This window comes from Paraburkholderia sp. BR14312 (assembly GCF_040948675.1).
In the GTDB taxonomy this organism is placed as follows: Bacteria; Pseudomonadota; Gammaproteobacteria; order Burkholderiales; family Burkholderiaceae; genus Paraburkholderia; species Paraburkholderia nodosa_A.
The window spans coordinates 1-25,497 of sequence record NZ_JBFPKI010000020.1 but is presented as its reverse complement, the minus strand read 5'-3'; the positions used below and the strand labels follow the sequence as shown (position 1 = coordinate 25,497).

General features: G+C 57.4%; 21 protein-coding genes and 10 pseudogenes. 15 read left to right on the top strand and 16 right to left on the bottom strand.

Annotated features, from left to right (window positions below; genetic code table 11):
• Window positions 1–16: 16 nt before the first annotated feature.
• The 4 genes from AB3X98_RS38345 (at window position 17) to AB3X98_RS38330 (ending at window position 4,399) form a co-directional block, all read left to right on the top strand.
• Entirely contained in the window at window positions 17–1,090 is a 1,074-nt protein-coding gene (locus AB3X98_RS38345; protein ID WP_368606257.1) for a proline racemase family protein, read from the top strand.
• A gap of 2 nt (window positions 1,091–1,092) precedes the next feature.
• Complete coding sequence (locus AB3X98_RS38340) at window positions 1,093–2,574, top strand: aldehyde dehydrogenase family protein (RefSeq protein ID WP_368606258.1); 1,482 nt, start codon at window positions 1,093–1,095, stop codon at window positions 2,572–2,574.
• A gap of 13 nt (window positions 2,575–2,587) precedes the next feature.
• On the top strand, window positions 2,588–3,619 hold the full coding sequence (locus AB3X98_RS38335) for a proline racemase family protein (protein WP_368606259.1): 1,032 nt from the start codon (window positions 2,588–2,590) through the stop codon (window positions 3,617–3,619).
• A gap of 72 nt (window positions 3,620–3,691) precedes the next feature.
• Complete coding sequence (locus tag AB3X98_RS38330) at window positions 3,692–4,399, top strand: GntR family transcriptional regulator (protein ID WP_342922248.1); 708 nt, start codon at window positions 3,692–3,694, stop codon at window positions 4,397–4,399.
• A gap of 391 nt (window positions 4,400–4,790) precedes the next feature.
• Here the strand turns inward: AB3X98_RS38330 and AB3X98_RS38325 are convergent.
• Window positions 4,791–4,964, bottom strand: a pseudogene (locus AB3X98_RS38325) (IS256 family transposase); the annotation flags it as partial.
• Here AB3X98_RS38325 and AB3X98_RS38320 point away from each other — a divergent pair.
• The 5 genes from AB3X98_RS38320 to AB3X98_RS38300 all read left to right on the top strand — a co-directional run bounded on the left by AB3X98_RS38320 (window position 4,934) and on the right by AB3X98_RS38300 (window position 8,633).
• Window positions 4,934–5,092, top strand: coding sequence for a class II aldolase/adducin family protein (locus AB3X98_RS38320; protein WP_368606260.1), 159 nt, complete (start codon window positions 4,934–4,936; stop codon window positions 5,090–5,092). The pseudogene AB3X98_RS38325 and the gene AB3X98_RS38320 sit on opposite strands and share 31 nt — an antisense overlap.
• 147 nt (window positions 5,093–5,239) lie before the next feature.
• Window positions 5,240–6,910: a Mu transposase C-terminal domain-containing protein gene (locus tag AB3X98_RS38315; RefSeq protein ID WP_368610413.1), complete on the top strand. Its 1,671-nt coding sequence runs from the start codon at window positions 5,240–5,242 to the stop codon at window positions 6,908–6,910.
• Between the two features lie 8 nt (window positions 6,911–6,918).
• On the top strand, window positions 6,919–7,788 hold the full coding sequence (locus tag AB3X98_RS38310) for a TniB family NTP-binding protein (RefSeq protein ID WP_368606262.1): 870 nt from the start codon (window positions 6,919–6,921) through the stop codon (window positions 7,786–7,788).
• Window positions 7,766–8,428, top strand: a complete 663-nt coding sequence (locus AB3X98_RS38305; RefSeq protein ID WP_368606263.1) for a TniQ family protein — start codon at window positions 7,766–7,768, stop codon at window positions 8,426–8,428. The genes AB3X98_RS38310 and AB3X98_RS38305 overlap by 23 nt, the downstream gene beginning before the upstream one ends.
• A complete protein-coding gene (locus AB3X98_RS38300; protein WP_368606264.1) occupies window positions 8,373–8,633 on the top strand; it encodes a group II intron maturase-specific domain-containing protein in 261 nt (86 codons plus the stop codon). The genes AB3X98_RS38305 and AB3X98_RS38300 overlap by 56 nt, the downstream gene beginning before the upstream one ends.
• On the opposite strand, the gene AB3X98_RS38295 is transcribed toward AB3X98_RS38300, so the two are convergent.
• The 7 genes and pseudogenes from AB3X98_RS38295 to AB3X98_RS38265 all read right to left on the bottom strand — a co-directional run.
• Window positions 8,630–9,361, bottom strand: coding sequence for an IS6 family transposase (locus tag AB3X98_RS38295; RefSeq protein WP_368606265.1), 732 nt, complete (start codon window positions 9,359–9,361; stop codon window positions 8,630–8,632). The genes AB3X98_RS38300 and AB3X98_RS38295 overlap by 4 nt on opposite strands.
• Window positions 9,362–9,370: 9 nt before the next feature.
• Window positions 9,371–10,117: a lipid A biosynthesis lauroyl acyltransferase gene (locus tag AB3X98_RS38290; protein WP_368606266.1), complete on the bottom strand. Its 747-nt coding sequence runs from the start codon at window positions 10,115–10,117 to the stop codon at window positions 9,371–9,373.
• A gap of 128 nt (window positions 10,118–10,245) precedes the next feature.
• Window positions 10,246–10,749, bottom strand: a complete 504-nt coding sequence (locus AB3X98_RS38285; protein ID WP_368606267.1) for a hypothetical protein — start codon at window positions 10,747–10,749, stop codon at window positions 10,246–10,248.
• A gap of 459 nt (window positions 10,750–11,208) precedes the next feature.
• Complete coding sequence (locus AB3X98_RS38280; protein WP_368606268.1) at window positions 11,209–11,553, bottom strand: ATP-dependent Clp protease proteolytic subunit; 345 nt, start codon at window positions 11,551–11,553, stop codon at window positions 11,209–11,211.
• Window positions 11,554–11,593: 40 nt separating this feature from the next.
• On the bottom strand, window positions 11,594–11,893 hold the full coding sequence (locus tag AB3X98_RS38275) for a hypothetical protein (protein WP_368606269.1): 300 nt from the start codon (window positions 11,891–11,893) through the stop codon (window positions 11,594–11,596).
• A gap of 580 nt (window positions 11,894–12,473) precedes the next feature.
• Window positions 12,474–12,754, bottom strand: a pseudogene (locus tag AB3X98_RS38270) (DDE-type integrase/transposase/recombinase); the annotation flags it as partial.
• Window positions 12,755–12,796: 42 nt separating this feature from the next.
• Window positions 12,797–13,585, bottom strand: a pseudogene (locus tag AB3X98_RS38265) (IS4 family transposase); the annotation flags it as partial.
• A 108-nt stretch (window positions 13,586–13,693) separates the two neighbouring features.
• Here AB3X98_RS38265 and AB3X98_RS38260 point away from each other — a divergent pair.
• A pseudogene (locus tag AB3X98_RS38260) lies at window positions 13,694–13,990 on the top strand (DDE-type integrase/transposase/recombinase); the annotation flags it as partial.
• A 67-nt stretch (window positions 13,991–14,057) separates the two neighbouring features.
• On the opposite strand, the gene AB3X98_RS38255 reads toward AB3X98_RS38260, so the two are convergent.
• Entirely contained in the window at window positions 14,058–14,198 is a 141-nt protein-coding gene (locus AB3X98_RS38255; RefSeq protein WP_368606270.1) for a hypothetical protein, read from the bottom strand.
• A 207-nt stretch (window positions 14,199–14,405) separates the two neighbouring features.
• On the opposite strand from AB3X98_RS38255, the gene AB3X98_RS38250 reads away from it, so the two are divergent.
• Window positions 14,406–14,564: a hypothetical protein gene (locus AB3X98_RS38250; RefSeq protein ID WP_368610412.1), complete on the top strand. Its 159-nt coding sequence runs from the start codon at window positions 14,406–14,408 to the stop codon at window positions 14,562–14,564.
• 207 nt (window positions 14,565–14,771) lie between these two features.
• Here the strand turns inward: AB3X98_RS38250 and AB3X98_RS38245 are convergent.
• Window positions 14,772–15,848, bottom strand: a pseudogene (locus AB3X98_RS38245) (IS4 family transposase); the annotation flags it as partial.
• Window positions 15,849–15,911: 63 nt separating this feature from the next.
• Here AB3X98_RS38245 and AB3X98_RS38240 point away from each other — a divergent pair.
• The gene (locus AB3X98_RS38240) at window positions 15,912–16,613 is read left to right on the top strand and encodes an IS6 family transposase (protein WP_368610411.1); all 702 of its coding nucleotides are present in this window, start codon (window positions 15,912–15,914) and stop codon (window positions 16,611–16,613) included.
• Between the two features lie 76 nt (window positions 16,614–16,689).
• Here the strand turns inward: AB3X98_RS38240 and AB3X98_RS38235 are convergent.
• A pseudogene (locus tag AB3X98_RS38235) lies at window positions 16,690–17,076 on the bottom strand (hypothetical protein); the annotation flags it as partial.
• 202 nt (window positions 17,077–17,278) lie between these two features.
• Between AB3X98_RS38235 and AB3X98_RS38230 the strand changes: the two are divergent.
• Window positions 17,279–18,829, top strand: a pseudogene (locus AB3X98_RS38230) (methyl-accepting chemotaxis protein).
• A gap of 39 nt (window positions 18,830–18,868) precedes the next feature.
• On the opposite strand, the gene AB3X98_RS38225 reads toward AB3X98_RS38230, so the two are convergent.
• Window positions 18,869–19,572 (bottom strand): IS6 family transposase gene (locus AB3X98_RS38225; RefSeq protein WP_368610417.1). Its coding sequence is split into 2 segments (ribosomal slippage): window positions 18,869–19,420 and window positions 19,423–19,572, totalling 702 coding nucleotides; the frame shifts between segments, so codons are not numbered across the junction.
• Window positions 19,573–20,137: 565 nt separating this feature from the next.
• Between AB3X98_RS38225 and AB3X98_RS38220 the strand changes: the two are divergent.
• A pseudogene (locus AB3X98_RS38220) lies at window positions 20,138–20,813 on the top strand (IS6 family transposase).
• A 247-nt stretch (window positions 20,814–21,060) separates the two neighbouring features.
• Here the strand turns inward: AB3X98_RS38220 and AB3X98_RS38215 are convergent.
• The 4 genes and pseudogenes from AB3X98_RS38215 to AB3X98_RS38200 form a co-directional block, all read right to left on the bottom strand.
• A complete protein-coding gene (locus tag AB3X98_RS38215) occupies window positions 21,061–21,435 on the bottom strand; it encodes a hypothetical protein (RefSeq protein WP_368610416.1) in 375 nt (124 codons plus the stop codon).
• 153 nt (window positions 21,436–21,588) lie between these two features.
• A complete protein-coding gene (locus AB3X98_RS38210) occupies window positions 21,589–22,461 on the bottom strand; it encodes a cytolethal distending toxin subunit B family protein (RefSeq protein ID WP_342949929.1) in 873 nt (290 codons plus the stop codon).
• Between the two features lie 620 nt (window positions 22,462–23,081).
• A complete protein-coding gene (locus tag AB3X98_RS38205; RefSeq protein ID WP_368607144.1) occupies window positions 23,082–24,404 on the bottom strand; it encodes an IS5 family transposase in 1,323 nt (440 codons plus the stop codon).
• A 398-nt stretch (window positions 24,405–24,802) separates the two neighbouring features.
• Window positions 24,803–25,099 (bottom strand): annotated as a pseudogene (locus AB3X98_RS38200) (transposase); the annotation flags it as partial.
• Window positions 25,100–25,192: 93 nt separating this feature from the next.
• Between AB3X98_RS38200 and AB3X98_RS38195 the strand changes: the two are divergent.
• Window positions 25,193–25,497 (top strand): annotated as a pseudogene (locus AB3X98_RS38195) (transposase); the annotation flags it as partial.

The following is a 25,497-nucleotide window of genomic DNA, read 5'->3' as shown; positions in this document are numbered from 1 at the left end:
CATCACGGAGAACACGATGCGTTGGAACAGGACGTTCACGATGGTCGGATGCCATGCCGAAGGTGAAGTCGGCAACGTCGTAACGGGAGGGCTGATCGACGTGCCCGGCAGCACGATGTTCGAGAAGATGCTGTATCTCGAAGAGCACGCAGACGAGGTGCGCAGGATCTGTCTCTTCGAGCCTCGCGGCTCGGTGAATCACAACGTCAACTTCATATTGCCCGCCACGGATCCTCGTGCGCAGATGGGCTATGTGATCGGTGAATCGACGGAGTACGTGGCGATGTCCGGCTCGAACACGATGTGCGTCGCCACTGTGCTGCTCGAAACGGGCATTCTGCCGATGCGCGAGCCCGTCACGGAGCTGGTGCTGGAAGCGCCCGCCGGACTCATTCATGTGAGATGCGAGTGCTCGAACGGCAAAGTGACGCGCGTCGAGGTCACGAACCAGCCCGCTTTTGTCGCGCATCGGGATGCGTATGTCGAGGTGGCGGGTGTCGGCAGCATCGCGATAGATGTTGCATACGGAGGCATGACGTATGCCCTGGTCGACACGCAGGCGCTCGGCTTCGATATCGCACCCGACGAAGCGCGAGACCTTTGCGAACTCGGCCAGAAAATCAAGGCGGCCGCCGTCGAGCAATTGCCTTTCTCGCATCCGCTCAATCCTCTGATCAAGGGCGTCACGAATACGCAGTTCATGGGCCCGTTGCGGCGGGAAAACGGCAAGCTGTTTGCACGCAACGCCGTCGTCGTGTCGCCGGGGCGTTGCGACCGTTCTCCATGCGGCACGGGAACCTCGGCACGCCTCGCGGTCTTGCACGCGCGCGGTCTGATCGACGTCGGCGAAACCTTCGTCCATGAATCGATCACGGGATCGCGATTCGAAAGCAGCGTCGCCGCGACAACGAAAGTCGGCGGTTACGCGGCCGTGGTGCCCGTCGTGTCCGGTCAGGCGTGGATCACCGCCATTTCGCAGATCGGAGTGGATCCGACGGACCGCTTCCAGACGCGCTTCACGGTGGCCGACACATGGCGGGAAGCAGTCGACGACAAGCTCATCAAATCGCGGCAATCAACTTCAAACTGAACATGAAATCCTACGATCGACTTTTCATCGACGGCCGCTGGGTCGCGCCCGTCCACAACGGCAGCTTCGACACCATCGACCCCAGCAGCGAGCAGGTACTCGCCAAAGTGGCCGCTGCGACGGCAGAGGATGTCGACCTCGCCGTGCAGGCGGCGCGCAAGGCATTCGACGCAGGTCCGTGGCCGCGCATGCGCGGCGCCGAGCGGGCCGCTATGTTGCGACGGATCGGCAAGGGCATTCACGATCGTTTGCACGAACTGGCCGAAATCGAAGTGCGCGACAACGGCAAACCGCTGCCCGAAGCGCTGTGGGATCTCGGCGACGCGGCAGGCTGCTTCGAGTTTTACGCGAACCTCGCCGAAACACTCGACGACAATGCCGAGCAACCCGTCGCGGTGTCCGACGACCGTTTCACGTCCGTCGTGCGCAAGGAGCCGATCGGCGTGGCGGGAGCGATCATTCCGTGGAATTTCCCGATGCTGATGGCGGCATGGAAGGTCGCGCCGGCGCTGGCGGCGGGATGTACGATTGTGCTGAAGCCTTCCGAGTTGACGCCACTGACGGCGCTCGAACTCGCCGGGATTGCGGCGGCGGCGGACCTGCCGCCCGGCGTGCTCAACGTCGTTACGGGCTTCGGCAAGGACGCGGGCGCGCCGCTCAGCGAACATCCCGGCATCGACAAGCTCGCGTTCACGGGGAGCGTGCCGACGGGCAGCCGGATCATGCAGGCGGCCGCGCGGGACATCAAGAACGTCAGCCTCGAACTGGGCGGCAAGTCGCCGTTCATCGTCTTCGACGACAGCGATATCGACGCGGCCGTCGAATGGATCCTGTTCGGCATTTTCTGGAACCAGGGCGAGGTCTGTTCGGCGACGTCGCGCGTGCTGGTGCAGCGTGGCATCTACACGCGGCTTATCGAGCGGCTCGACGAGGAAACGCGCAAAATCACCATTGGCAACGGGCTCGATGACGGCGTGCTGCTCGGGCCGATCGTCAGCAAAGGGCAGTACGACAAGGTGCGCGAAGCGGTCGAGCGCGGCAAGCAGGAAGGCGCGCGGCTGGTGACGGGCGGCGCGCGGCCCGCGCATCTCGACACGGGCTACTTCATGGAGCCCGTCGTGTTCGCGGACGTGCCCGAAGAGAGCTGGATCTGGCGCGAAGAGATTTTCGGCCCCGTGGTGTGCGTACGGCCGTTCGATACCGAAGACGAAGCAGTGCGCTCCGCGAACGACTCCCGCTTCGGTCTTGCCGCAGCCGTGATGTCACGCGACGACGCGCGCTGCGAACGCGTCGCGCGAGCGCTGCGTGCGGGCATCGTGTGGATCAACTGCTCGCAGCCCACGTTCACGGAAGCACCCTGGGGCGGCTACAAGCAGAGCGGGATCGGACGCGAACTGGGCGTGTGGGGCTTGAACAATTATCTCGAGACCAAGCAGATCACGCGTTTCAACAGTGACAAGCCGTGGGGCTGGTACATCAGGTAAGTCGGAGGCGAACATGCGCTGGAAGAAAACGCTGCAACTCGTCGACGTGCATTGCGAGGGCGAGATAGGTAAGGTCATTACGGGAGGCGTCGTCGGCATTCCCGGCGCGACCATGCTCGACAAGATGAACTACATCAACGAGGTCGACGACAGCCTGCGCAGGCTCGTCGTGCTCGAGCCGCGCGGCTGCCTGCAGATGTCGGTCAATCTGCTGCTGCCGCCGACGCGTCCCGAGGCGCACGCCGGCTTCATCGTGTTGCAGACGGACAAGGCGCATCCGATGTCGGGTAGCAACGCGATCTGCGTGGTCACGGCGCTGCTCGAACTCGGCATGGTCGAGATGCAGGAGCCGGAAACGACTGTGGTGCTCGATACGCCGGCGGGTCTGGTGACGGCTCGTGCAACGTGCGCGGATGGGCGTTGCGTGAGCGTGTCGCTCGATATGGTGCCGGCGTTCGTCGAGCAACTGGACTTCGCTTTCGAGACGCCGCAATTCGGAGCCATCAAGGCGGACGTCGCCTTTGGCGGCGTTTATTACGCGCTGATCGACGTGGCGCAGATTGGGCTCAGCATCGCGCCTGAAAACGCACGCGCGCTCGCCGAGCTTGGTGTTGCGTTCAAGGACGTGATTAACAGGCAGATCCGGATCCAGCATCCGCTGTATCCGCAGATCAACGAGCTCGCGTACGTGATGTTCCGCAACCGGCTCAGCGACACGATGTACCAGACCTGCACGACGCTGCCGCCGGGACGCGTCGACCGGTCGCCGTGCGGGACGGGTAGTTCGGCTAACCTCGCGACGCTCGCGGCGCGCGGCCTGGCGGATGCCGGCAGCCGGCTTAAGTCGCGCTCGACGATCGGCGGCGAGTTCGACATCGAACTGCTGGGGAAAACCGAGGTTGGCGGCCGTCCGGCGGTGCTCCCGCGAGTACGCGGCCGCGCGTGGATATATGGCATCCAACAGATTGGAGTCGATCCCGACGATCCGCTGGCAGCCGGTTTCATGCTCAGCGACACGTGGGGCTCGGGTTTTCCGAAGGTCTGAGGGGAGATGCGCGCGATGGTAAACTTGACCGCGCGCCCGTCTTTCCGGGCCCACGACGACTGCGGTGAAACGATGAGCAAAGGTACGAGCGAGACAGAGACACAGGGTCGCCGGCATGGCGGACGGTACATCTACGAAGAGTTGCGAAAGCAGATCCTGACGCTGCAGCTCAAGCCCGGTGCGCCGCTGGACGAAGTGTCGCTCGCCGCGCAGTTCGGCCTGTCGCGCTCGCCCGTGCGCGATGCGCTCGCCAGGCTTATCAGCGAGGGTCTTGTGACCATCCTTCCCAACCGGACGACGCTCGTCACGCCGTTCGAAATCGAAGAATTCCCGAAGTACATTTCCGCGCTGGACCTGATCCAGCGGGCGGTCACCCGGCTTGCCGCCCAGCATCGCACAGACGCGGACCTTGCACGCATCCAGAAGGCCGACGACGTCTACATGCAGGCGGTCGATAGCGGTGACTTCCAGGCGATGTCGGAAACAAACAAGGCATTGCACATGGCCATTGCGCATGCCGCGAACAATCCGTACTTCGTGGGTTATTACGAGCGTCTGCTCGGCGAGGGGCAGCGGCTGCTGCATCTGCATTTCGACTACACGGCAACGTCACCGACCGCGACGAAGCTCGGGCGCGATCACGCGGAATTGATCGACGCGATTGCACGCAAGGACGCTGAGGCGGCAGAACGGCTTGCGCACGAGCACACTATGCTGTTCCAGAAGCGCTTCCTCGACTACATGCGTCAGAACATGACGGAATCGATGGCGCTGTTGTAATCGGCAGCGCAGGTCGCTTGAGGTTGTTTTGTTTTCGACAATCAGCTATTGATCTACACCGTACGCTGCACAGCGGGTAGCAGGGATGCGCCGCTACCCGCAACGGTACGCTCAATGCTGGCAATGAGCTGGCGTACATTTCTGAAGGAGCCGCGCCGGATAGCCTGTTGCGTGACCAGAACCTTCTGGATCGACGAGTGGCGCTTTTTGAGACTGCACGGCAAGGCAACCCGCTGCGACGGAAAGGCCCCACGCGCAACTGGCAGCGGGTACATGCTGTGCACCTGAACCCGGATCGAAGCGACAACCAGGGCGTCGCCCCAAACCGTCTCCGGGAGAGAAGGGAGCTAACGTCAAGAGTGGTGTATGGGCAGCATCGTGACGGTCGATATCAAGCGGCGAGTTTCTGCTGAACCGGCCGATCGTCCTGCACCGGTTCGCCGTCCTTGAAGGCAATGCCCTCGAGCGACAGCTTGAACTTTTCCGGTCCGTTGATACGGCGCCAATTTTTCTCAGCTTCCTCAATCAGCTTGAATGCCAGGTCGAGGAAGGTCGGCCGCGACACGTCGACGACGACCGCTTCGAAGTCAATGCAGCGGGCTTCACCAGGCGCTTCACGACCTGGAGTGCGTAGTGCATCTGCACACGACCTACGGCACGGCGGTTGCTGTTGGCGCTCGTAGTTTCTGCTAGCCATGACCACGGATTTTGCTAGCTACGGAAAGGCCTGAGCTTGGCGCCGGACAAGCAATACAGCCCGATTCCGACGATTACGCCTCCGTTGCATTTGTGCAACGATTCGGGCGGGTGACGCCCGCTAATTTTGCTAGCGCGCCTGCGATGTCCTTTAATTCCGCTAGCGCGATCAAGCGCGCGGGCGAGGGCACCATGGCATCCTCTGACGAGACAGGCAGTCGTGCCAAGAAGGTAGCGGCAGTGCTACGGCCGCTCGGGCGGGGGCCGCTGACGCGCGTTCAGGCAAAGCGGGCCGGACAGCTATTCGACGTCCACTGGACAACTGTCTACCGGCTGCGGCAGCGATTTTTGGCGAACCCTGTGACTAGCGCTCTCGACCCTCAGCACCGTGGTCCGACGCCGGGCGGTCGCCGTTTGAGTCCGGCCGTCGACAACATAATCGAAGAGGTTGTGCAAAGTTGGCTACCGGCGCAGCCTCAGTTAGCGCATCCTGCAACCGATCTTGTACTTGAGATTCGACGTCGATGCGTCGCCGCGGGGGTGGAGCCTCCCAGCCGGTCAACTGTGGCCCGGCGATGGTCAGAGTATTGCGAGCAGGACGCGCTGCGGCGTGCCGCACTTCCTGAATCGCAGATTGCGCCTGGAACTTTTCGGGCTCACCATCCCCTGGACATTGTGCAGGTCGACCATACACAAGCGGATGTGCTGCTGGTCGGTGAGCTGGACAGAAAGGTGATCGGCCGCCCGTGGCTTTCGGTTGCGTTGGACGTTGCCACGAGATGTGTACTTGGCTTTTACGTCGGCATGGAAAGACCGGGGGCGGCTACGGTTGGGTTGCTTCTTACAAGAGTTGCATTGTCCAAGACACCATGGCTTGCAAAGATTCGGGCCGAGGCAGTGTGGCCCATGCGCGGTATTCCCCGCGTTTTGCATCTCGACAATGCTGCCGAGTTCAAGAGCCGGGCGCTTCGAAGCGGCTGTCGCGAGTACGGTATCGATCTGATGTATCGTCCGGTTGGGCGGCCGCACTTCGGCGGTCATATCGAACGTTTCAACCGGACAATAATGGAGCGCGTTCGCGGTTTGCCCGGTGCGACTGGCTCTTCTACGAAAGGACGTAAGGCACGGCAGGCAGAGAAGGGCGCAGCGCTAACGCTCGGGGAATTCGAGCGATGGCTCGCGATCGAGATAGGAAGACGATATCACCAGAGTCCTCATCGTGGTCTTCTGGGCGCGACGCCATCGGATACCTGGCGAGCACTCTCGCATTCGGCCGATACGCAACAGTTGCCGGCGGCAGGCGACGCAGAGTTGCGGTTCCTGATCTGGTTCCTGCCTTTCGCGCAAAGGACAATACAGGCGGACGGCCTCACGATCTTCCGTATTCGTTACTGGCATCCGTTGTTCGCCGCCTGGCGAGAAACTCGACGCTCGGTGAGTGTTCGGTACCATCCCGAAGATCTTTCACGGATTTTTGTGAGTGGAGGAGGCAAGGAATATTTTGAGGTTCGTTATGCTGACTTGCGGCGCCCGTCTATCTCGCTATTCGAACAACGGACCGCGCTGAAATCCATTCGGGTGCAAGGGCAACGTTCGATCTCCGAGAGCATGATTTTTCGCGCAGTAGAGGATCAGCGTCGTGTAATTGCCGATGCCACCCGCGGGACAAGGGCACATCGGCGTCCGCGCCCGCGGCGCTTGCCGGCGATCGAGGCATTCAACGATCTTTCTCTCAGACAGCAGGATTCTGAGAATGAGAAAGACCAGGTCGACTACGACTCTCCGGTGAAAGCCTATGACGTCGAGCAATGGTGAGGTGCAACATGAAGCAGGCCGTGTTGTCACATTTACTCCCAACCGCGAGAGAGCAGGCCCGGTTGGGAACCGAGGAACGAATACGCAGCCTTCTTCGCGACCGGTGGATTGACTATCCTCGCGCCAGCGAAGCGCTGCAACTCCTGGAGCGTCTCCACGAGACGCCGCGGCGTGACCGCATGCCATGCCTGCTCATCCACGGCGACTCAAACATCGGCAAGACGAAGATCACTGCAAAATTCAAGCGCGCGCATCCCAGCGAGTTCTATGAGCGGAGCGGCGTCGAAAGATGTTCAGTCGTCGCCATGCAGATGCCTCCGACACCTGATCAGCACAGGTTTTACTCGGGCCTGCTGTTCGAGCTCGGCGCTCCCCACAATCCCGCAGCTGGTCTGGCTTCGCTGGAGAGGCTCGCTTGTGACATTCTGCGACGCGTGGCACCCCGGGTCCTGATTGTCGATGAGGTACATCACCTGCTTGCCGGTACCTATCGGGAGCAACGCGCATCCCTGAATCTGCTCAAATATCTCGCGAATGACCTGCAGATCAGCATGGTTCTGGTCGGCACTCGCGACGCTGTACTGGCCCTCCAGACAGATGCCCAGATGTATAGTCGCTACCGACCGTTTGAAATCCCACGTTGGAGGGAAAGCGATAGCCTCAGGCGCCTTCTGGCGGCGTTTGAGCGTGTACTTCCGCTGCGCAGGCCATCCGATCTGACGCGACGCGAAATCGTTCAGTTCGTGTTGAGCGCGAGCGGCGGGCTAACGGGCGAAATATCGACCCTTCTGAACGACGCGGCCGAATTCTCGATTCGCAGCGGCGACGAGTTCATTGGTATGTCACATCTCGAGCATGTCGCGCGAGACGCCGCCTGATTCTGTGCTTCCGTGGCCGGTCGCCCCGAGACCGTTTTTTGAGGAGGCGTTTGGTGGCTGGCTGGGTCGGGTTGCGGCCCGATATCAGATAAGTGTTCGAATGCTCTGGGAAAGGAGCGTTCCGAGCGCGTTGCCGACGCTTGGCACTGCGGGGTGGATATTGTTTCCGACACTCGACGCGTCTACACTCGAACGGCTCTCGAGGCTGGCTCGTTTACAAGATGGCCGCCTGAAGTCGATCGGGACACCGGTTGGTTGGATGACGAACCGTCAACGCCTCCCATACTGTTTCCGCTGCCTTGTACTCAACGATGCTGATGTATGCGCTCCGCGTTGGAAGAGAGAATGGCTCGATCCGACAGCGGACTATTGCAGGGTACATCATGCGCCACTTGAGACGTTACCGGCGTCCGTTTTACGCAATGCCGCCAATTTTGCCGCAGCACTTAGGGCGATAAATCGTTATCGCGAGGACTGCAGCTATCGCTACCCCGGCAAGGCGCTAGCTGAATTAATGGCCAGGCTAGCGCTTCTGTGGACACCGCTAGCGGAAATTGCGAGCTGCAACAGATGCCCTGAAGAGGATGAGGCATACCGTGCGGAGTTGGCGCATACACCGACGAACACCGGCGACGCTTGATGAACTTGCGCAGCAATGCAACACGACGATACAAGGGTGGTGGAACTACTATGGGGCGTTCTATCGGACGGCGATGCACAGCCTCTTCAGCTACATCGACCTACGGCTTATGCGGTGGGCTCGGAGAAAGTACAAGCGGCTGCGGCTCTGTCAGGTTGGCCGATGTAGTCTGTCTTTGTGGCATACGAGTAGTTATCCTGATTAGATAACCCTGTCTCCGGCCGCAGTGACAGTCCAACCATGCCACGTCGCGAAACGTTTCTGGAGCGCGGTACGATGACATGCCGCGTTCATCTGGTGTCTGGGCAACGCGAAGTGCTGCCGGATCGGGCCGAAGCACGAAAGAAACGCCTGCGTGCGACGCGCATCGCGAAAACCGCACATCTGGCGCTCCCGCCTGCGGGTCGGCTGGTGGCTGTTCTCGGCACGGTTGTTCACGCGTGCGGCCGCTTCGACGAAAACGTGCTTCACATGAGCAAGCTCAGGAATGTCCAACTTCGCCGCCGGATAGCTGCGCAGCTGGTCGGTCACGATCTTGCGCGGCACCGGGTTTGAACGCAGCACCCTGAGGAAGAACCGCTTTGCCGCTGCCTTGTCGCGCCGCTTTTGCACCAGCACGTCCAGTTCAGCGCCATGCTCGTCGACCGCTCGCCACAACAGATACGGCTCGCCGCGCAGCGTCACGAACATCTCGTCGAGGTGCCACGTACTGCCCGGCTTGCGCCGCGCCGCCTTGGCGCACTGGGCGAATCTGGCGCCGAACTTGTCGCACCAGCAACGGATTGTCTCATACGTGACCACAACACCACGCTCGAGCAGCAACTCCTCGACGTCGCGCAGGCTCAGGCTGAACCGGAAATACCAGCGAACCGCGCAGCTGATGACGACGGCAGGGAAGCGGTGGCCGTGATAAAGCGGTTTTGTCTTCTTCATTACGTCATTCTACCGCCCGCTCTCCATCAACCTGACAGAGCCCGTCAACTTATACCCTTGATAGTTCGGGAGCACCTCAGTCACGAACGGAACGACCCGCGCGCGCCCCAGTCTCGCGAGACGCGAAACGGCCGTTAGCGTGCAGGCGGGAACGCCGAAGAAAGGGACAAAAACAGAGCTGTCGACGCCATGGTCCATGTCCGCCGCGAGCATGACGGGTTTGCCGGAACGCAACAATGCCACGATCTTTTTGGCGCTGGTCGCGCGCTCGATCATTTCTGCCCCGAATCGCCCGCGTTGCCGCTTGGCCAGCGCGCATAGAGCCGTGCTTGACATACGCGTGTACAGCGAGGCAACCGGGAGGCGCGTCGAGGAGAGCATGCAACCGACCTCAATGCCCACGAAGTGAAATCCCATGAAGATGGTGGGCGGTGCCGCGTCGTCGTCGAGATCAATTTTGCTTTCGATCTGGACGATATCCCGGATCGACTGCGCACTGCCAAACCACTGGATGCCGCGCTCGAGATAACTGCGAACAACGTGGCGGAAGTGATCTCTTGCGAGCTTCTGATGTTCGCTGCTGGTCTTCCCGGGGAAGCAAAGACGCAAGTTCACCAGCACGATATGCTTGCGGCGGCTCGGAACCGCATACAGCGCAGTGCCGACAACCATCCCAAGCCTTGCGACGAATTTGTAAGGAAGTCCGGAAAGCGTGCGTAGCAACGCCACGATGAACACAAAACCGAGGCGTTTCAAAGATTGTCCCCTCTGGTTGGTAAGGTTTGGAAAGCGCCGCCGAACGCCATGCAGGCGAACTGGCTCCGGTGCAAATAGGTCAGGGCGACACTCTAACCGATCCTTGAGCGCTATTTGCACCACAACCATCAAACGTCGCTTACCTCTTCTTCGTTCAATCGTCGAGTGCTCTGATCGTTCAGCACTTCTATCCGGAACGGGCCACGGACTCCCGTTGAAAATTCGGCCGCCGCGGCCAAGGCGCGTTCGAGCCTGACTTCCGGCCGCATCGGCATACCGACGGTGGTATGCAGCGAGCCAAGCGCCGCCTGTTCGCCGCTACCACAGGCATTGAAGTTCACGGCGCGTTCAGCAACCTGATAGTCGCCGCCAATCTGGAAGATGCGCCCCATGTACCCAACCAGAAAAGTGCCAGCCGATTCACGTTCGCCGTCCTTGCGCGCGAATCCGCCGCGGGTAAAGCAAGCGCGTACCGCATCAATGAACGTCGTGCACATGAAGGCGAACACATCGGTGCCTTCAGGGTGCGGCGCGACGGTCAGACTATGGCCCAGCAGCTGCCCCATCCTGAAGGATGTGGTGAAGCCGATCAGGAACGGTCCCACCCGATAAATCTTGGGGTCGGCGCGCACGGTGATGCCCCCCCCCCGATCCAGCCGAATCCGCACCCATGTAGACCTTCTTGCCATCTGTTAGCGCCACAATGCAGGTCATGCTGCCTCCGTAGGTGTTGCCCGATAGAACGCGGACGCGCACGCCCTCGCACGGCTCAGCCGTGGTCGAATCCATGCAAGTTCGCCCATTGCCGTCCAGAACTGCCCCGCGGTTCCATGACGTCCCGCCCCGTGATACGTGCCTTCTTGCCAGGTAACTTCATCAGCATCAGCGCGACAATCTTGCGCCACTGATTTTCAGTGGCCCGCATTGCCCGCGATTGGCGCTGAGAACGCTCATTTGACGACCCTCAGCAAGCCACGCTCGACGAGCGCGATGTACGTTGCCGCGATCCATTCGAACGCGAGGTGGCCGCACTCCTCGCGCGTGTACGTAGCCCCTTGTCATAAGCCCGATGACCGACATAGCCCCTCACTTTATTGCGCGCGGTCTTTTACGTAATAGGACATGGGCGCATCTACAATTTCGTGAGCCATTCCAGTCACCATTCCCTTGGCAGACGCCTCCGCGGGAGCGAGAAGTTCTCTATTATTTTCGCTATAGGTTATTGAGTTTATCTTTTTGCGATCCATCTTCGTGCACTGACCGTAAATATCCGGGAGCATCGCCCTAGCGTCCCCCACGTCTTCCCGCAGGCGAGTCAGCTCATCTGGCTGAATGCTGCCGCTGAAATCTCGGCTCGGCGCATGCAGAAGAAAGTGCGCACTAGGAAAGGAGAGAAGACTCCGGGCGCCGCAAAACAACATCGTTGCGGACGACATTACCACGTCCAAATTACGTAACTGTTACTACCTGCACCCTTTAGCTCTGAATTGCGCGGTACGCAATTTGCGCGACACTCATTTTTCCGCCTCGGCTATCGATGTAAAGGTATATCGATTTTAGTCTCGGATATTTCACGTTCAGCTCATCCAACGCCGAAACCAAGTCATTGGTCTTTTGAAGCGTGACAGCTCCCGCATAGAATATTTTGCCGGTCAATACATCATCGGGTCGGGCGGAGTCCAGGACAGTTTTCGATAAATCGGCACGAGCCGATCCTGCATAAAGAATGCATAGCACCAACCCAGCGCGGAGAACATTTTCGGGAAAGAAATCCATGTCTTTCTCTTTGCAAGCAAAACACCAGTCAACGACCATGATCCATGTCGGCACCGACGGCCATCAAGGGCCAGGCGGGATGGCTGCAAATTGCGCAAATTCATTGCTGCGCACAAGGCTCAAAAAATTGAATTATGTATACCATTCAAAATAAGTGACACGATATCACCAATTGCCATTCGTAACGATATAAAATGTTTTTTTTATGAGATTAAGAAATGTTAATATTGACTCATTTTGAAGTGCGATCCAGGTTGTGGTGCAAATAGCGCTCAAGGATCGGTTAGAGTGTCGCCCTGACCGAGTTGAGGAGCCGCGATGAACAAGCTGAAGAGTCTGGACGGGCTATTCGCCGGCCGTCATTTTGACCGTAATCGGTAATTCTCCGACGTCCTTGCAATCTCAGACGCCCTGATGAAGGGCGCGCGCAGCGGATTGCCGGCGAAGAGCGATTTCCACATTCGCGGCGTGAGTTCATGCACGCGCGACGCCGGGTGCTGGCCCACGCGCTGCAGCACGTCGACCGGTAGTGTCGCGATAAGGATGAAGTGTCGAGAAAATTCCTAATCGATAGGAATGCTTATATGACCAGCGAATAGAACTGCTCTGCAACCGTTCGAGTCCACCGCCGTTGTTCAACTGCCCTTTGCGGATCATGTGCATCACCTCGATGCCCGAAAGGATGATGCGCGCGCACCGGAAATCCTTGAAGCCCATCATCGGCCTCACGATGCGTTTTATAGCTCGATGATCCTGCTCTATGATGTTGTTCAGGTACTTGTTCTGGCGAACCTTGATCGGCGTCGTCCGTGCGATGTTCAGCGCATCAAGCGCAGCCAGATTGGTACCGCTTTCTTCCACCTCATACGCCTCGATGCAGGTAAGCGTGATGCCGGCTCGCCCTGGCAGCGTGATGCGCTGGCTACGCAGTTCCTGCTTCACTTCGCGCGCCTTCTGGCCACTGCGCCCGGGCAACACGAAGCTGATATGGCCAAGCGCGTGACTCGCGTGTACCTTGTCCCACAGCTTTTCCTCGTCCTTCAAGGCGCGATTGTGCTGCGAGCGGATCAGCCAGTCCGCCGGTTCACCCAGTTCCTGCGCACGCTGCATGAGTGCGGCGATGTCGCCTTCACGATCGGCCACGTACACCAGCCGCGTATCAGGCAAGCTGCCCGCCTGTTCGGCGACGATCTCGTAGCTTTCTATCCATCGCACAGTTTCCTTCACGCCGCCACGCCTGCCGTTTGAATCGCGTGGCTCGCGCGCAAACATCCACGAATTAATTACGCCCAGTGGCTCGCGATCCGGCGTCACCGCGTAGGTCGCGTGAAGGTACATGCCCACCTGTGCTTCATAACTGAGCGGCCCGGCACCCTCGATGTCCTGACCGTTAAATTTCAGCTCCGTCGTATCGGCAATACACAGCACCACCGGCAACCGCCCCATGCGCGCGGTGGTGCGATCCCAATGCGGCTGCATCATGTCGCGCCAGTCGATGCGCTCATTGCCCAGAAAGCGATAGGCCGCCATCGTCTCGGCCCAGTCTTCGCACGCGCCCGGGATACTGGCCGTCGGCCGACTGGCAAACCGTTTGACCAGTTCCTTCGCGCGCCGGTCTCGCCGTGGATCACCCAGATCCAGCGTTTCGAATTCCTCGTCCACCCATGCCCCCGCGTCGTCTCGAATCTTCATGCCGGAAATCCGAGAGTAAACGCGAATTCCACGTCGTTAACAACCCCTTCCGACTACTTTGCTATTCCAGCATCGCCTTCGAATCGTCAAGTTGTGTATAACCACATGGGCTATGCCGCCTCGCACCGCGCGGTGCGCGAAATGAAGGCCGATGGTCTGCTGCCTGAAGACACGAAGGTCCGGTCCTCAAAATATCTGAACAACGTGATCGAGCAAGACCATCGCCACATCAAGTCCAGAACGAACGTGATGCTTGGGTTCAAACGATTCGGGAGCGCAGCGACCACGATTGCAGGAATCGAGTTGACGCATTGTATTCGCAAGGGGCAGTTCGATCTCGCGAAGCTCGGCCTCAAGGAGGCCGCTGCGCCCGCCGTATGGAATGCGGTTCTGTTCTATAAATAAGCTATCCTACCTATATGAGCTTTCTCAACGCGTCTACCTATTTGCACCAGAACCTTCTCAACGTGGTTCAGCCAAAGTCGACCGTGTTCAATATCTGCTTGCGGAAATCACCAAGTGGCATCAGCAGATTGAGTGGCATCAGCAGATTGGCCGCAAAGTTGTCCGCCTCTTGGTCAATTCGGTGTCCGTCGGCCTGCCAGTCGTCCATGTCATCGGTCGGTGCACTGGAACTTCTGCTGGAACTTCCGGAGGAGGACATAGTGTCCAAGTTCGTGTGCCTCGGTGAAGCGAATGCGGCCGCGAGAACCAATCGTGTTGTTGTAGAGAAGCGCCCAACCACGGTCATCCCCGAGATAGGCTCCCATCAAAGCCGGGGATGTCGGTCCCGACGACGCGGGAGATAGGCTCCCGTCCATTGAAAAACCTCATGCACGCTCTGCGCGAGCACTTCAACATCTACCGTGAAGCGCTGTTCGCCGTGCGCGGTGGCGAACTGGTTCAGGACATTGGTCAAGTCAAGCGAAATGGAGCCTCGCTGGCGTCAACGTGTCCGTCGGCAATTTTAGCTTTTTAGTGCATCCAGAATTTCTCGAAGTCGGCCTTTTGCGTCCGCGTCAAGCTTCTTGTAGTTGCGATACAAGGCTTCATCGAGGTGATGCTGCTCGGGCGCTTCGACGTCATCTTCCAATAGAAAGCTCTGACTGACGTCAAGAGCGTCTGCAAGCGACTGCAATTTCTCCGCTGACGGAGATCTAGCTCACCGCGTCATACACATCTCGGACTACGCGAGTTCATGGCGCAGTCCGCGTAGAGTTTCCGCTGTCGTCATGACGCGCTCCAGACCTTGCCATATCGGCCTTGCGCCCGGTTCGCCGTCGCCTTTGCAAGCGAGGAAGCCACCGCACCGCGCCACCAGTCGGATCATTTCGTTGAGTCCGAGCGGTTTCGACGGTCGTCGTATTTTCAGCAGCAGGTGGGCACCGTGAATCTCGTCAGGATCGAAGAACAGCGTCGCATCAAGGTCGGGACATGTCCGGCCCATACGCATCAGATACGCAATTTGCCATGCCACGATCATGAACAGCGCAAGCGCCCGCTCAACGCTGCCCAACTGCAATTCCTCGACGCAGCAACCATTCTTCAGGACGTTGAAGTAAATCTCTGTCTCCCACCGGGCTCTGTACCAGTCGATGAGTTCGACCAGATCGTCGTGTCCGACCGGCGCGCGGTTGGTCAGCAAGCGCCACTCGACCGGTTTGACGCCAGCAGGCGGATCAACTTCCTTTGCGATGACGCACGTCACCGTCACACCGCACGGCAACGTCACGCGCTTCATGCGCAGCACCTGTCTGACCGTGCGGGCCTTCTGACCCACGCGTGCGGCCATCATGAACTGGACCTCGCCCACGCCCCTCGTCTTGAGCACCTTCGACCAGAGCTTGTCGCCACCATCCAGGCTACGATTGTGCGACGAACGAATCAGCCAGTCCGCAGGTGTCCCGAGTTCGTCGGCGCGCAGCATCAGCGCCGCGATATCCGCCTCGCGATCGGCCACGTACACTAGTCGCGTGCCCGGCAACTGGGCGGCAATCTCGGCGATGCGCGCGTAACCTTCAACCCAGCGCGTGCTTTCCGTGATGCCGCCACGGCGGCCATCGGCATCCTTGGACTCGCGTGCCCACATCCACGCATCGATCACGCCCAGCGCCACGCGATCAGTAGTGACGGCGTAGGTCGGATGCGGATACATGCCGCGCTGCGCCTCGTAGCTCAGCGGCCCCAGGCCACTGATTTGCTGTCCGTTAAAGTCCAGCCCCGTGGCGTCCTGGATGCACAGCACGACATCGTGCTCGCGCATGAGTTCTGTTGCAATAGCGGAGGCTGGTATGCTGCGGGACCTTACAGGATGATGTGAACGACAATGAAAGCGCTGAGTCCAGCGCTAGCCAAAGTGCTGAAGCGGTTGCACTATCCGCTCGAGATAATGTTGGTGTACGTGCGTTGGTACGTGGCCTACCCGCTGAGCCTGCGCAATCTCGAGGAGATGATGTCGGAACGCGGGATCGCGGTCGATCATTCGACCGTGCACCGGTGGGCCATCAAGCTTTTGCCGGTGCTTGAAAAGGCGTTCCGCCGCTGCAAGCGCCCGGTCGGCAAGAGCTGGCGGATGGACGAAACCTATGTGAAGGTCCGGGGTACATGGAAGTATCTCTACCGCGCCGTCGACAAGGCCGGCAACACGGTTGACTTCCTGCTGCGAGTCGAGCGGGACAAAGAGGCGGCCCGACGGTACTTCGAGAAGGCCATCGATCAGAATGGCGCGCCCGAAACGGTAACCATCGACAAGAGTAGTGCCAATCTGGCCGGGCTGCGCGCCGTGAACGCCGAGCTTGAGACGCCCATCAAGATCCGCCAGGCCAAGTATCTCAACAATATCGTGGAACAAGACCATCGGGCGATCAAGCGCCGTACCCGACTCATCTTGGGATTCAAGGAATTTCATTGTGCCCGCATCTTGTTGAGCGGCATTGAACTCATGCATATGATCGCCAAGGGGCAGATGGAAGGCGCAGGCAAACTCAAGCCATCGGCCGCCCGGCAATTCTACTCGCTGTCGATATAAGCAATCCTCATCATATCGTTATCGTTCGCCCAAATCGCCTTACCGCGACAGAACCACTTGCCTACCCGGCACCGGCACGGTGCAGCGACAGAATCGTCTGTTGCGCCTGCGTCTTGACCGGTACGAAGCGCATACGCGGTCGTTGTACCGCCTCGCAGATTGCCTCGGCGTCAGCCGCATCGGTCTTGTTGCTCTTTACGTAAGGCCGGACGAACTGCGAGGCGATCAGTCGAACGGTGTGTCCGAGCTTCGCGAGTTGCCGGCCCCAGTAGTGTGACGAGCCGCACGATTCAATGCCAATCACACACGGTTCGAGCGTTCCGAAATACCGAAGTACATCCGTGCGCCTCAGCTGTTTGCGTATGAGGATGTGGCCTTGCAAATCCACTGCGTGAATCCTTACGCAACAATCAGGATTAGATGACAGCACTTTTCCGAGAAATTGGCCGATATCGATGATCATGTACTGCGTTGAAGGAGACGCTGAAGGTGACGTTTTATGCCTTTGGAACTGTCTAGCGTCTAAAGCCCACACTCAGCATTAGGTGGAGCTGCGCGACTTGGATGCAGTTGTTGTAAGCAGTGGTGAAGCGGCCCAACTAGTCCGGCGTTTCATCCTGTGACGAAGGAAGGGCGTCTCCATTAATCGGAAAGAGGCTTGCGCGATGACTCTCAACAGAAAACTTACCTCGACGATTCTCGTCCTGTGGGTGGGGACCATCATGATTATCGTGTTCGGTGCGTGGCAACACCGGGCTATGATGATCTCGGATCGTCAGGAACAGCTCACCTTACTGATTGAAGAAGCCAACTCGATCGTTAGCCACTACCATCAGCTGTCGCAGCAGCGTATGGTCACCGAGGATGATGCAAAAAAGCAGGCCTTGGAAGCGCTTTCGTCGATTCGGTATGGCACCGACGGCTACCTTACCGTCATCAATTCTCAGTTGGTGGCGTTAATGCACCCATTCAAGCCTGAACTCGTCGGCAAGAACATGGCGAGCTTCACAGATAAGGCAGGCACGCATCTCTTCGTCGATTTAGCGAACGTGGCTAGCCACGCCAAGGGCGGATTCGTCGAATATTTGTGGACCAAACCAGGGAGTGAGGCATGCGTACCGAAAACAGGCTACGCGCTCCGCTTCGCGGCGTGGGATTGGATTCTCATCACCGGCATGTATATGGATGACGTCCAAAAAGCGTTCTACAATGAGATTATCCGCTGGATTGGAGTCACGGTCGCCTTGGGAACCGTTTCCACTGTTCTGATGTTGCTCATCTTACGAAGCATAAAACGGTCACTCGGCGGTGAGCTAGAAGTAGCAGTCGCAGCGACGCAGCGCATGGCGCGCGGCGATCTTGCTACCTCTGTTCCGGTGATGCATCACAACGGAGAGAGCTTGTTGCGCGCGCTCCACATGATGCAAAGAGGTCTCATCGAAGCCATCTGGCGAGTGTCCCACGGTGCTGAGAATATCAATGCCGGAGCAGTCGAAATCGCGGCTGGCAACGCGGATTTGTCGCAGCGGACGGAAGAACAGGCGGCTGCACTAACGCAGACTGCATCGAGCATGGATGAGATGACCGTGAATGTGAAGCATAACGCCGATAACGCGGCCCTCGCTGCCGATCTGGCGACCGAAGCCGCAGACATTGCGACCCGCGGCAGCTGCGTAGTCGAGGACGTGGTCCGCAAAATGGACGATATCACGGACAGTTCAAGACAGATCGGCGACATCATTGGAGTAATCGACGGAATCGCATTCCAGACCAACATACTCGCGCTAAACGCCGCGGTCGAAGCGGCGCGTGCAGGTGAGCAGGGGCGAGGCTTCGCAGTCGTTGCAGCAGAAGTGCGAAGCCTCGCGCAACGTTCAGCAACAGCGGCGAAGGAAATCAAGGTGCTGATTGGAGCGTCGACAACTAGCGTTGAGGAAGGCGCTGTGCTCGTCGCCAACGCCGGCTCGACGATGACGGAAATCGTCGCGTCGGTGATGCGCGTGAAACAAATTTTGGAAGAAATCAGTGATGCATCTCGCGGACAGAGTGCAGGCATCGAGCAGGTGAACCGGGCTATTGGCGAAATGGACCACGTGACCCAGCAGAATGCTGCACTGGTCGAGTAGGCGGCTGCGGCCGCGCATTCGCTCAGGGATCAGGTCGTCATTCTGCGAGAAGCAGTCTCGTCTTTCGCGCTGCCGGTTCTGTCGCGGTAAGGCGATTTGGGCGAACGATAACGATATGATGAGGATTGCTTACATCGACAGCGAGTAGAATTGCCGGGCGGCCGATGGCTTGAGTTTGCCTGCGCCTTCCATCTGCCCCTTGGCGATCATATGCATGAGTTCAATGCCGCTCAACAAGATGCGGGCACAATGAAATTCCTTGAATCCCAAGATGAGTCGGGTACGGCGCTTGATCGCCCGATGGTCTTGTTCCACGATATTGTTGAGATACTTGGCCTGGCGGATCTTGATGGGCGTCTCACGCTCGGCGTTCACGGCGCGCAGCCCGGCCAGATTGGCACCACTTTTGTCGATGGTTACCGTTTCGGGCGCGCCATTCTGATCGATGGCCTTCTCGAAGTACCGTCGGGCTGCCTCTTTGTCCCGCTCGACTCGCAGCAGGAAGTCAACCGTGTTGCCGGCCTTGTCGACGGCGCGGTAGAGATACTTCCATGTACCCCGGACCTTCACATAGGTTTCGTCCATCCGCCAGCTCTTGCCGACCGGGCGCTTGCAGCGGCGGAACGCCTTTTCAAGCACCGGCAGAAGCTTGATGGCCCACCGGTGCACGGTCGAATGATCGGGACCGCGATCCCGCGTTCCGACATCATCTCCTCAAGATTGCGCAAGCTCAGCGGGTAGGCCACGTACCAACGCACGCACACCAACATTATCTCGAGCGGATAGTGCAACCGCTTCAGCACTTTGGCTACCGCTGGACTCAGCGCTTTCATTGTCATTCACATCATCCTGTAAGGTCCCGCAGCATACCAGCCTCCGCTATTGCAACAGAACCGGACCTGCCATGCGGTCTGCCGAGGAAGTACGGTCGCATGGAGTGCAGATGAATCAGGTGACGCAGCGTGCGTCCAGCTAAGGCTGGCGTGTTCAGCAGGAGCCAGTCCTGCCGGGGTAAAAGTCAGGCGCCCCGTAGCTTGAATAGCAGGGTGGCGGGAAACCAAGACTCTGAAGCCTATCGACAGGCGGCCCCTTGGGGGCCGCGCGAGTCATCGGGCCGTAACCAAAGTGAACGCGGATGTGGCCTCGAAAACAATAGATCCGAAGGCCGAGCCCTCACTGTGTAGGCGAAGGCAGCATGGGTAGCCGAAATCTGACCGATACGGCTACTTCACTTCGGCGGGGTGTGTGTAAGCGACGGCACGATGACAAGGACACGCTAAGCAACTGGAGAAGCCCTCCTCGCCCCGGCGCGAAATCGTCGGAGCAAGGTAGGTTCTATAACCGGAGAACCCGGGAAGTGGACCGAAGGCGAGAGGGTGGCGGATGGGCCCGTAGGGCATTGGCAAGGTACTGAAGCGGCTGCACTACCCGCTGGATGTGATCCTGCTGTGCGTCCGGTGGTACGTGGCGTACTGACTGAGTCTACGAAACCTCGAAGAAATGATGGCCGAGCGGGGTATCGAGGTGGACCATTCGAGCGTGCACCGGTGGGTTATCAAGCTGCTGCCGGTGTTTGAAAAAGCATCCGCAAACGCAAACGGCCTGTCGGCAAGCACTGGCGCGTCGATGAGACCTATGTCAAGGTAAAAGGCCATTGGAATATTTGTACCGTGCCGTGGACAAAGCGGGCAACACGGTGGATTTCCTGCTGTGCGCCCATCGGGACAAGGCCGCGGCGCGCCGCTACTTCGAGAAGGCGATTGAACAGAACAGCGAGCCCGAGACAATCACCGTGGACAGGAGCGGCGCCAATCTGGTTGCGCTTGAAGCGCTCATTGCCGAGCGCTTAACGCCGATCAAGGTCCGGCAAAACAAATACCTAAACAACGTCGTCGAGCAGGATCACCGTGCCATCAAACGCATCATCAAACCGATGATGGGGTTCAAGGATTTCCGCTGTGCGCGCATCACCCTGTCTGGCATAGAGATCGCACACATGATCCGCAAGGGGCAGATGTGTGACGATGGCGTCGCCTCGACTGCAGCCGAACAATTCTATTCTCTCGTGATGTAAGCAATCCTCTTCATCTCAGGCGCCTGATCGTCGCATCGTCCTTAACGCGACACAACCCGAAAAGGCTTCGTTGTCGATCATAATCTCATCTATCTTGCATTGAGTTGAGACGTTCGCCAAATTCGCCCGTCGTTGCAAGCGTTAGCCTGCAACGACGAGTTCAAAGGAGCCGGAAATATCTGATCCCAAATCGGACCAATACTGGGGCAGACCGATACCATAGGACATCCGTAACAATCCAATCGGATCACGGGGCAGCACCATTACCACGCGGAGCCGAGATAATCCACATATCTTTCGCGTGAACAGATTTTCCCGTAGTACTACAATCCACATATTTCAAGGATGAATTGCTTTCACTGTCATCAACGCTCAAGCACTTCCCGGCATACACATTCTTCAGCTGCACTGCTCCAGTATCAACCGGGAGTATCTCCCATTGATCTCTTCTCAAATTGTCGTCACACTTTCCATCGACCACACTATAACCATTATCATAATCACTCAAACATGATCCAATTGGTTTATACGTGAAATTCACGGCTCCATCATTTAAATAAGTCATCGTAAAATTCTGCCGAGAATTATCATTTCTATATGAAAATGCATGCCGAATATGCATAAACATACCCTCCAGCACTGTTATAAATAGTTGTTAAAAATTGTCCAGTGAAAACATTACTCACCGAAACAACATCTGCAATTTTCTCCTGCGAAAAAGAGTACCCCATAAATAAAAACAAAATTGAATATCTATTCTTTTTCATCTTGCCACCTACTTTTTAGGCCAAAGTAAAACAGGAGAATGATCTGATGCCAATTGACCCATTAGGCTTGGAGTAAACAAATTGCAGTTAAAATTAGGACCACCAGATGGATTATTAATCTGCCCAGCAACCCCATAATCCAAATTACCGCCACTTCTTTGGGTTGGTCGGTCCTGATTCTGAAAAGTCACATTCCTATATTCTTGCGGATAATTTCTCTGGAGAAGACCTCTCAGTGAATCTGGATTACGATTAAAATCACCACTGATCAACCATTGATCAGCAATTTGATTTTGATTGAAGTATTCCCAAACTCGTGCAACAATTGCTCCGGAATCCGACCCTCCATTTGACAGGGAATGAACTCCAAAATAATAATCCGACCCGAGTCTTATTCCCAATATTGGCCTTGCTCCCGACCATGCTCTGGGCCTAAGCAACAGTACTTGATCAGCTCTATCCCTACTAATAATCGCAAGATTTACTCGGTTAGCTCCAGTATCAACCCTAGAGAAATAAACGTAATAATTAATTGGTCTTGCTCGCGTACCCAAATTCCAGAGATATTCGTTTATAGGCGCAACAACCCCATCAGGATTTACTAGCCGGCCATCCAATGGCAATGGAGGATTAACCGTTATAGAGTCGGGTAACGATCCAGCCTCCTGGATCGTCATAACGTCTATGCGCCTTGAATTGGGTGCCGATCCGCCATCTTGATTTCCAAGCAAAACATTGCGAATATTAACATTCCATTTACTCTCTGTGCTTGCGCTAGCGCCTTGGAGATTCCAGGTGACCACACGGCGATCATTAATTGCCGCAAACGCATTACTCGCACAATAGATTATCAGAAAAGTAAAAATTGCCCACACCTTCATCCTGAAATCCTTTTATCTCATAAACATAATCCAATGGAACTACCACCCCCACGTGTCAGGGCTCGTGCCGGTAGGTATAACTCCAATACCATAGCTACTAATAGTGACGACAACATAGCGATCTGAATCATAGCAATTCATTTGATATTTCCGACCTCTCATAGACCACTGCCAATAATCCTTTTTCCCTGATGCCGGAAAAAAACTTTCATCGGAGAAGAAATACCAGGAGGTAGTTTGCCAACATCAAGAGAGACGTTTGAATCACTATTTGACCAAGTGACTTTAGCTCCATCAGGAAACGAATTTGTAGTGAGATTAAGAACAAAAAACTGTGTACCCCACCGCCTCGCATCTCACCTTTTTCGATTTCTCGATTTTCCATTTCTCCTCACCTAAATTGATTATCAAATAAAAATGCAATTCACGAATAAATCATACAACAACTAAATGCATCGACCAATTCATATTACCTATTAAATTTAATATTTTAATATCGTAACTAAAGAATATTTTAATTTATAAAATCAAAACAAATATCCTGCAACGTATGTATGCACATAAATTAACCGTGCATAGTTAGTCCGGCCTGAATAATTCGTTTTGCGCGGCGCTAGCCCTCATGCCTCGAAGACGACACTGGTCGAGCGGCTGAGCAAAGCGAACAGAACAAGGGCGCAAAAAATCCGCAGCTTTCTGAGGATCATGCGCAGGTTGTGGCCGGCGCCACACAGCACAGCGTGAATCGCATCACCGAGCGCGCCTTTGAGCCAGTTTCGATCGAGTTTACCGTCCGTCTTCATGTGATCAATGGCAGGCTCGATTGCGCTTCGTCGTCGGATCATTGCGCGCAGCTGGCGCGTGATACCGCGCCGCAGTCCCGGGTGATAGATCTTCACTCCCTTGACAGCGACACCCTTGTAACCGCGATCCACGATGGCGACTTCGGGCTTCACATCGCTCAGGATCGCCGCCTGCTCCAACGCTTCAGCCAGCGTGTGACCGTCGTATGGGTTACCCGGCATCGAGCGGGCGCCAACCACAAGCCCTTCCTTGTGTGTCGTCGTGATCGACACTTTCACACCGAATTCGTAGGGAGTGCGAGCCTTGCCTTTCGCCAAACATTCGACTTCTGGCGCATGCAGTGCGTACAGCTTGTTTTTGTCCTTCTGCTTTTGCGACAGGACCCGCCTCGTGCGACCGATCAACTCCTGCAACGCGATGCGCCCAGTGTCGGCGACTGAATCAAGCTGACGCTCCACATCACGCATCACGCGCCCAACGCGCGAGCGCAACGTGCGAAGCGCCTTCTTCATGCGCTTGTACTGCTTCGCATGCGCGTAGCGGCCAATTTGACGCGCCAGGTGCGGCGCCTCGCGATTGTAGTTCTGCCGCAGCTTCAATCCGTGCCGTGCAGCAGCCTTCACCAGATGTTCGCGACACCGCTCGAGCAGGCGCGAATCGGTTGGATGGGCGATCGCCTTTTGCATGACCGTCGTATCGACAATTACGCGCTTCGCGCTTGAGGCCTTGATCACGCCCGCGCGCTTCGCTGCTTCGATCGTCTCGGCTAGCAACTCCTCAACTCCGGCTTCACCAAGGCGCTTGCGCCAACGCGTCAGGCTCGACGGATCAATCGGCGGCTCAGTCTGCAAAAACGTTTCGCCAGTGAAGACCTGCCAATAAGGATTCTCGACCCATTGCCAGACCACTTCCTCGTCCGACAGATCGAACGCATGCTGGAGATACAACAAACCAGCAATCAGCCTCGGTGGTGTGGCCGGCCGACCTTTGCGTGAGACGAAGCTCGCGCTCATCGACGCATTCAATCCATCCCAGTTGATCAGATCGGCCAGACGCACCAGCGGATGCTTCAGGTTGATCTGCTCGCGCGGAGGCTGCCGGAACAAATCGCCTTCGCTCACCGCTGTCTTCGGACCCATCCAGACCTCGACAGAATTTGCAGGAAACCACCCATAATCTGCCAGGATCCTGCAAATCCATCAACAACTTTCCGCTCTAAACCCTTGCTGCACAGGGCTCTTCGAATTTTTCAGACTCGACTAGTTAGTCGGGCCTTATATGGGCACCACCCGTTTGCCCAGGAGAGCTTGCATTCTGACGGTTAGATCGGTTGCATCCTTATATTCGGCCCGTTAATTGGGCATCGCCCTAGCCTTGATGGAATGCGCCGGTGAGGTCCTCATCTGAACATCGGGCTTGATGCCCGGGCCGACTATCAGGCTTTACTCATCGAGGTCTGACCTATATCGCCATCATGCATGCTTGCCTTGTGCAACCGTCGTGTGAGGAGAGGACTTCGAACGATTCGATACGCTGCTCATGTTGCGGTAACTGGCGAGCGGTACACGCGGTTGCCTGCGAGCAACGCCCACGCAATGTGAGCATTCCGGTTTGCCTGCGCCACGGCTGCCTGGTTAGGATGCTTGCGGGCCAATAAATGTTCCAGCTAGGGATCGATCGCCGTAGAGGCGCGTCGCTGGATTCCCTGGCACATCCGGACCACCGCGCGTGCGCCGTGGATCAGCAGGGTTCGCAAATACGGGTCACCCCTTTTACTTATGTGAGCCAGACGCTGCTTGCCACCCGAGGAATGCTGCCGGGGTACGAGGCCAAGAGGCTCTGATGTGATGGACGACTCCCGCTACCCAGCGAGCGGTTTATGCCAAAGTGGAGAAGTCGTGACGTCCACGGCAAAGGAGCGTTCATCATGAATATAGCGACTGTTGGACTGGATCTGGCCAAGAGCGTGATGCAGGTTCACGCAGTGAATTCGCAAGGCGAAATCGTTGTACGCAAACAGCTAAGACGCGCGAATGTACTTCGGTATTTTGCTACGCTCGAACCGTGTGTAATCGGCATGGAAGCGTGCGCCTCGTCGCACTACTGGGGCGTGAGCTCACCAAGCTCGGACACACCGTTCGACTGATCGCCCCGCAGTTCGTCCGGCCTTACGTAAAGAGCAACAAGACCGACGCGGCCGATGCCGAAGCAATCTGCGAGGCGATAACGCGA